Consider the following 1,761-nt stretch of genomic DNA (forward strand, 5'->3'; position numbering starts at 1 on the left):
CACCGCTATTGCCGTTTTCGCCGAAGATCCGCACCGGCTACAACGTTCCGATTTCGCACGTGCCGGGCCCCCGTGCCGAAAGATATTGGAACGGCGCGCATGTCGATGAGATATATCCGGTCTCCACGGTCTATGACGGTCAGGCGCTCAACGTGACGACGTGTTCCTATGCCGACCAAATCGGGTTCGGCTACGTCGCGGGCCGCGACATCGTCCCCGATATCGAGATGTTGATCCCGCTGACCGAACAGTGTCTGACCGAACTGGAAACTGCTCTGGGCGTTGGGATCTGATCAGGCGGCTCGCGGCGGATCCTGGGGTGTCGTTTGGTGTCGCTGGCTAGCCTCGATTTTGCGCGCGACCAGCAGACTGGAGGTGACCTTGTGTAGGTGATCTTTTGGCGTAAGCTCGTCGTCGCTTGCCGGTGTGAGTCCGGTCCGGGTAGCTGTCAGGAGGCCCGGTAGCAGACTGGCGGCTTGGTTTGGAAACTGATCAGGTCGAATCCCAGTGTCGAAAGCCCTTTCAGGGGGAGCGACTGAGCGGTCCTTACCATGACGCGAAGCCTGCGGCGTCGTTAGAGGTCCGTCCATTCGGGCGGGTGCAGGGAGTGCCGAGCCCCCGTTATCAGGGCGAAGGCCATGGAAGGCGCTGAAAACCTGGATGTGCAGGCGCTGAAGAACTCCCCGGCGTATGGGGCTCGGAACGTTCAGATAGTGGCGGCGGGAACTGGTGAGGCCCTCCCCGGCCCGGCAACCTGCGAAATGTGTTGTTGGAGAGCGGCGCTCTATAACCAGTGAACCTGGGAAGTGAGTTGTCGGCTGGAAGGGTGTCGGAGGCGGTCGTAGTACTGGTTGAGCCGAGCGGACAACACAACCGTCGGTGAGGGAAGGACCGCTGCTTCGTCGATGCGTATTGCGTGTAGTGGAGGTGCCCGGTAAGTGCCGTTTTGACTAGTCCCGCCGCTGCGGGGTCCGCACCTGTGGATCCGGTTCGTGCCTTACAGCACGCGCTTTACCGGGCGGCCAAGGCCGATCCTGAGCGACGGTTTCATGCGTTATGGGACAAGGTCTTTCGCAGAGGCGTTCTGTGGCGTGCGTGGGTTGGGGTGCATCGCAACGGCGGTGCGCCGGGCATTGACAAGACCACCTTGGCCGACGTCGATCAGTACGGGGTTACCCGGTTGTTAAACGAGTTGGCTGCCGAATTGCGGGAAGGGCGGTATCGGCCGTTGCCGTCGCGTCGGGTATTCATCCCGAAGCCGGGCACGACCGAACAGCGCCCGTTATCGATTCCCGCCGTTCGGGACCGGATTGTGCAGATGGCGTGCAAGATCGTGCTCGAGCCGATCTTCGAAGCCGACTTTATGCCGTGCTCGTTCGGGTTCCGGCCCAAGCGGTCGGCGCACGATGGGCTCCAAGTCCTCGTCGATGAGGCGTGGCGGGGCCGCCGGTGGGTGGTTGAGACGGACATCGCGAACTGCTTTTCGGCGTTTCCGCATGACAAGTTGATGCAGGCAGTTGGGGAACGCGTCTGCGACCAGGCCGTGCTCAAACTTCTGCGTGCGATGCTGCGCGCGGGAGTGATGCAGGACGGTGTGGTGCGGCGCGAGGTGACCGGCACCCCGCAAGGCGGTGGTGCGACGCGAGGTCGCACGTTTGTGAGTGGATGCACCGAGGGAGGTTCGATTATGTCGATGGTGTAGTCCCCGATCGGTGTCCGCGGATCGGTCCTCGCCCCGACGTGCGTTGCTGGTAACGGCAG

General features: G+C 62.4%; 2 protein-coding genes. Both read left to right on the top strand.

The annotated features are described in order from the left end of the window. Positions 1-293 (top strand): WS/DGAT domain-containing protein (locus EET13_RS29125; RefSeq protein WP_122445488.1); only part of this gene is annotated, 293 nt, incomplete at its 5' end. 686 nt (positions 294-979) lie between these two features. Beyond that, positions 980-1,702 (top strand): reverse transcriptase domain-containing protein, encoded by a 723-nt coding sequence (locus EET13_RS29130; protein ID WP_244604185.1) that lies wholly within the window; start codon positions 980-982, stop codon positions 1,700-1,702. The last annotated feature ends 59 nt before the right edge of the window (positions 1,703-1,761 follow it).

The organism is Mycobacterium attenuatum (assembly GCF_900566085.1).
Lineage (GTDB): Bacteria > Actinomycetota > Actinomycetes > Mycobacteriales > Mycobacteriaceae > Mycobacterium > Mycobacterium attenuatum.